This is a genomic window from Roseicyclus amphidinii (genome assembly GCF_030163755.1).
GTDB classification, from domain to species: Bacteria; Pseudomonadota; Alphaproteobacteria; order Rhodobacterales; family Rhodobacteraceae; genus Roseicyclus; species Roseicyclus amphidinii.
On sequence record NZ_JASJOE010000118.1, the window covers coordinates 1 to 4,676 of the forward strand.

General features: G+C 68.2%; 6 protein-coding genes. 5 read left to right on the top strand and 1 reads right to left on the bottom strand.

Features of this window, described 5'->3' with window-relative positions; all coding sequences use genetic code 11:
• Positions 1-155 precede the first annotated feature (155 nt).
• From QQK83_RS18820 to QQK83_RS18830, 3 genes are read left to right on the top strand one after another with little or no spacing between them, the layout of a single operon-like run.
• On the top strand, positions 156-458 hold the full coding sequence (locus QQK83_RS18820; RefSeq protein WP_284266909.1) for an urease subunit gamma: 303 nt from the start codon (positions 156-158) through the stop codon (positions 456-458).
• Positions 459-471: 13 nt separating this feature from the next.
• Positions 472-777 carry an urease subunit beta gene (locus QQK83_RS18825; protein ID WP_284266912.1) on the top strand — a complete coding sequence of 102 codons (306 nt, stop codon included), beginning with the start codon at positions 472-474 and terminating at the stop codon, positions 775-777.
• A complete protein-coding gene (locus QQK83_RS18830; RefSeq protein ID WP_284266914.1) occupies positions 777-1,172 on the top strand; it encodes a carboxymuconolactone decarboxylase family protein in 396 nt (131 codons plus the stop codon). Before QQK83_RS18825 ends, QQK83_RS18830 begins: the two co-directional genes overlap by 1 nt.
• A gap of 41 nt (positions 1,173-1,213) precedes the next feature.
• On the opposite strand, the gene QQK83_RS18835 is transcribed toward QQK83_RS18830, so the two are convergent.
• Positions 1,214-1,984 (bottom strand): c-type cytochrome, encoded by a 771-nt coding sequence (locus tag QQK83_RS18835; RefSeq protein WP_284266915.1) that lies wholly within the window; start codon positions 1,982-1,984, stop codon positions 1,214-1,216.
• A gap of 310 nt (positions 1,985-2,294) precedes the next feature.
• On the opposite strand from QQK83_RS18835, the gene ureC reads away from it, so the two are divergent.
• Positions 2,295-4,004 carry an urease subunit alpha gene (ureC, locus tag QQK83_RS18840; protein WP_284266916.1) on the top strand — a complete coding sequence of 570 codons (1,710 nt, stop codon included), beginning with the start codon at positions 2,295-2,297 and terminating at the stop codon, positions 4,002-4,004.
• A gap of 28 nt (positions 4,005-4,032) precedes the next feature.
• Positions 4,033-4,676 (top strand): hypothetical protein (locus tag QQK83_RS18845; RefSeq protein WP_284266918.1); only part of this gene is annotated, 644 nt, incomplete at its 3' end.

The following is a 4,676-nucleotide window of genomic DNA, read 5'->3' on the forward strand; positions in this document are numbered from 1 at the left end:
GCGCCGCGGCCTCGGCCTGGGACGGGCGCATCGTGGCGCGCTTCATGGCCCCCGAGGCCTGGCCGCTGCGCCGCGCCGTTGCGCGGGCGGTGGAAACGATAACGCAAGGCCCGCTGCCGCGGGTCTGGCAGATCTGAACGCAAGAGGTCCGAGAGATGAACCTGTCCCCGAGGGAAAAAGACAAGCTGATGATCAGCCTTGCCGCCATGGTGGCGCGGGGCCGGCTGGAGCGCGGCGTCAAGCTCAACCACCCCGAGGCGATCGCGCTGATCACCGATTTCGTGCTCGAAGGCGCGCGCGACGGGCGCAGCGTGGCCGAGCTGATGGCGGCGGGCGCGGGCGTCGTGCGCGCCGAGCACTGCATGGAGGGCGTGCCCGAGATGATCCATGACGTGCAGGTCGAGGCGACATTCCCGGATGGCACGAAGCTCGTGACCGTCCATCATCCGATCCGTTGAGCGAGGGCCAGTCATGATCCCCGGAGAGATCTTCGCCGCCGAGGGCGACATCGAGCTGAACGCGGGCCGCGAGGCGGTGACGCTGATGGTGTCGAACACCGGCGACAGGCCGGTGCAGGTCGGCAGCCATTACCATTTCGCCGAGACCAACGCCGCGCTCGACTTCGACCGCGCGGCGGCGCGCGGCATGCGCCTCGACATCGCGGCGGGGACCGCCGTGCGTTTCGAGCCGGGCCAGAGCCGCGAGGTGCAGCTGGTGCCCTACGGCGGGGACCGCGCGGTCTGGGGGTTCAACACGGCGGTGATGGGGGCGCTCTGATGGCGACCGTGCCCTTGCTGCGCGACGATGAGCTGTCGCCCGAGGCGGCCGAGGTCTTTGCCGAGATCCGGGCGCTCCGGGGCTCGGATTACGTCAACGATTTCTGGCGCGCGATGGCCCATGACCCGGCGGGGATGCGCGCGCTGTGGGACCGGCTGCGGGTGGTGATGGCCCCCGGCGCGATCGATCCGCTGGTCAAGGAGATGATCTATGTCGCCGTCTCGACGGCGAACGGCTGCGGCTATTGCATCCACAGCCACACGGCTGCGGCGAAGGCGAAGGGCATGACGCCTGACCAACACGCGGAGCTTCTGGCCGTGATCGGAATGGCGATGCAGACCAACGGCCTCGTGCAGGGACTGGGGGTCGAGGTGGACGAGGTGTTCAAGGCGTGAGGGGCGGGCCGTCATCGGCCCACCCTCTTTTCGGGTATTGCTCAGCCCGCGTCGGGCAGGGCGGGCAGGCTGCGCAGGTAGAGGATGATCGCGGCGAGGTCCTCCTCCGTCATCTGCGCGAGGTATCCGTACGGCATCGGCGGCAGCATCGGCGCGCCGTCGGGGCGGACGCCGTCCACGATCATCGCCGCGATCTCCGCGTCGGTGTAGCCCGCCAGCCCATCCTCGTGGCCGGTCAGATTGGGCGAGATCGACACGCCCCATGGACCATGGAACTCGAACCCGCCTCGGCCCAGGTCGGTCTCGTAGAGCGATCCTTGCGGCCCCATCGGCGTGTGGCATTCCATGCAATGCGCGACCGGACCCGCGAGGTAGGCACCATATTCGACCGTCACACCCGGCACAGGGGCCGAGACCGTCTGGATCGGTGGGCCGTAGGCGGGGGGCAGCGGGATGCGATACTCGGACGGGCCGGGGTCGTTCTCGACGGCTGGCAATGTGCGCAGGAACATCACCATCGACATCAGGTCGTCGTCTCCCAGCCCGCGATAGGAGCCGAAGGGCATCGGCGGGCCGATCAGCGAGCCGTCCGGACGGATGCCTTCGCGGATCGCGCGCGCCAGTTCCGCATCTGTCCAATCCGCGATACGGCCAGCGGGGGTGAGGTTGGATGCAACCGCGCGGAACGGCTCGATGTCTTCGACCACGCGCCCGGCCAGTTCCATCTCCATCATCGGGCCCTGTGGGCCCATGGGCGTGTGGCAGTTGCCGCAGCCCGCGATCCCCCGGACAAGGTATTCGCCACGTTCCACGCTGGGCTCTGCCTGCGCGGTGGACAGGGTGCAAAATGCTGCAACTGCTGCGATCACTGGTCTTTTCATAACTACCTTCCTTCCAGAAGCGCGGTCGGCCCTCGCCCCGCCGCGCTTTGGGCAGGATAGCAGATTTCCGATGAAAAATTGATGATGTGCTGAGGGACGGCCAAACCTTGATCCATGAACTGCCCAATCTGGCGGCAGTCGCGGGGGCGGCGCGGCGGATGTGCGCGTTTCTCCTTGGCCTTGCCGCCGGGCGCGTCCTAGGCTTGCGCGCAGCACGACGCGCCCTACCCGAGGAAGACCCATGCCCACCCGCATCCCCCGCAGCACCTATGCCGACATGTATGGCCCCACCACCGGCGACCGCGTCAGGCTGGCCGATACCGACCTGATCATCGAGGTCGAGCGCGACCTCACCACCTACGGCGAAGAGGTGAAATTCGGCGGCGGCAAGGTGATCCGCGACGGCATGGGCCAGTCGCAGCGCACCCGCGCCGAGGGGGCGGTCGACACCGTCATCACCAATGCGCTGATCGTGGACCATACCGGCATCTACAAGGCCGACGTGGGCCTGCGTGACGGGCGCATCGCGGGCATCGGCAAGGCGGGCAACCCCGACACGCAACCCGGCGTCGACATCATCATCGGCCCGGGAACCGAGGCCATCGCGGGCGAGGGGCGCATCCTGACGGCGGGCGGTTTCGACAGCCACATCCATTTCATCTGCCCCCAGCAGATCGAGGATGCGCTGCATTCCGGCCTGACCACGATGCTGGGCGGCGGCACCGGCCCCGCGCATGGCACACTGGCCACCACCTGCACGCCGGGGCCCTGGCATATCGGGCGGATGCTGCAGGCCGCCGATGCCTTCCCGATGAACCTCGCCTTCGCGGGCAAGGGCAACGCCTCGCGCCCCGCGGCGTTGGTCGAGATGATCGAGGCAGGCGCCTGCGCGATGAAGCTGCACGAGGATTGGGGCACCACGCCCGGCGCCATCGACTGCTGCCTGTCGGTGGCCGAGGACATGGACGTGCAGGTGATGATCCACACCGACACGCTGAACGAGAGCGGCTTTGTCGAGAACACGCTGAAAGCCATCGGCGACCGCTGCATCCACGCCTTTCACACCGAAGGGGCGGGGGGCGGGCACGCGCCCGACATCATGAAGGTCGTGGGGTATCAGAACATCCTGCCCTCCTCGACCAACCCGACGATGCCCTACACGGTGAACACGCTCGAGGAACACCTCGACATGCTCATGGTCTGCCACCACCTCGACAAGTCGATCCCCGAGGACGTGGCCTTTGCCGAAAGCCGCATCCGCAAGGAGACCATCGCCGCCGAGGACATCCTGCACGACATGGGCGCGTTTTCCGTCATGGCCTCCGACAGCCAGGCCATGGGCCGGGTGGGCGAGGTGATCATCCGCACCTGGCAGACCGCCGACAAGATGAAGAAGCAGCGCGGCCGCCTGGCGGAGGAGACCGGCGACAACGACAATTTCCGCGTCAAGCGCTACGTGGCGAAATACACGATCAACCCCGCGATCGTTCACGGGATTTCCGCGCATATCGGCTCGGTCGAGGTCGGCAAGCGCGCGGACCTCTGCCTGTGGAACCCCGCGTTCTTCGGGGTGAAGCCCGAGATGGTGCTGATCGGCGGCTCCATCGCGGTGGCGCAGATGGGCGACCCCAACGCCTCGATCCCCACGCCGCAACCGGTCTACTCGCGGCCCATGTGGGGCGCCTATGGCCGCGCGGTCGAGCGCTCGGCGGTGACCTTCGTGAGCCAGGCGGCGCAGGCGGCGGGCATCCGCGGGGCGCTGGGCCTGGCCAAGGACACGGTCGCGGTCGAGGGTATCCGCCGCGTCCGCAAGGCGGACCTGATCCACAACAGCGCGACGCCCCATGTCGAGGTTCATCCCGAGACCTACGAGGTGCGCGCCGATGGCGAATTGCTGACCTGCGAGCCCGCGCGCGAGTTGCCGATGGCGCAGCGCTACTTCATGTATTGAAGGAACACTCGCCAAGGGAGAGGCTGCGATGCGACAGGTCCGGATCGGTGCGGGGGCGCTCTGGCTGGCGATCATGCCGGGCCTTGCCCTGGCGCAAGCCTGCCCCCAGGGCCTTGCGCGCGATGGCGTCTGGGTCGAGTTTCCCGACCGCACGGTGATGACCCGCGTCCTGTCGGACGGGCGCATCGTCGAGACGGAATATGCCTTCGACGGCGGGCCGGTCTATGGCTACATCACCCTGCCCATGGGGCTGGTGCTGGAAAGCTGGGCGCTGGAGAACGGGCGCACGCCTGCCGCCGACCGCGAAAGCGTGATCTATGTGGGCACGCCCGACCCGGTGCCCTTTCCCGCGCCGGGCGTGCGCTTCGACGGGATCGAGACCTCGCGCTTCGCCGATGGCGGGCAGTCGCGCTACACGATCAACGTCACGGTGGGCGCGGCGGCACCGGTTGGCATCGGCGGCTGCACCTACACCGGGCTTCCGGTGGACGTGACCCGGATCGAGATGGACGGCACCGTCTATCGTGACAGCATGGTTCACCTGACCGATCTGGGCGTGACGATCTTTCTCGGCTTTTCGGACGATGGCGGCACGCCCGTGCCCCTGATGCCGGTATCGATCTCGCTCGGGCCGCCGATGGCGGGCGGCGGGGCCGCGCCCGGCACGGCTCC

Excerpts from the sequence above, each read along its gene's own strand:
- QQK83_RS18820 (WP_284266909.1), top strand. The coding sequence starts at position 156 with ATGAACCTGTCCCCGAGGGAAAAAGACAAGCTGATGATCAGCCTTGCC.
- QQK83_RS18830 (WP_284266914.1), top strand. The coding sequence starts at position 777 with ATGGCGACCGTGCCCTTGCTGCGCGACGATGAGCTGTCGCCCGAGGCG.
- ureC (WP_284266916.1), top strand. The coding sequence starts at position 2,295 with ATGCCCACCCGCATCCCCCGCAGCACCTATGCCGACATGTATGGCCCC.
- QQK83_RS18825 (WP_284266912.1), top strand. The coding sequence starts at position 472 with ATGATCCCCGGAGAGATCTTCGCCGCCGAGGGCGACATCGAGCTGAAC.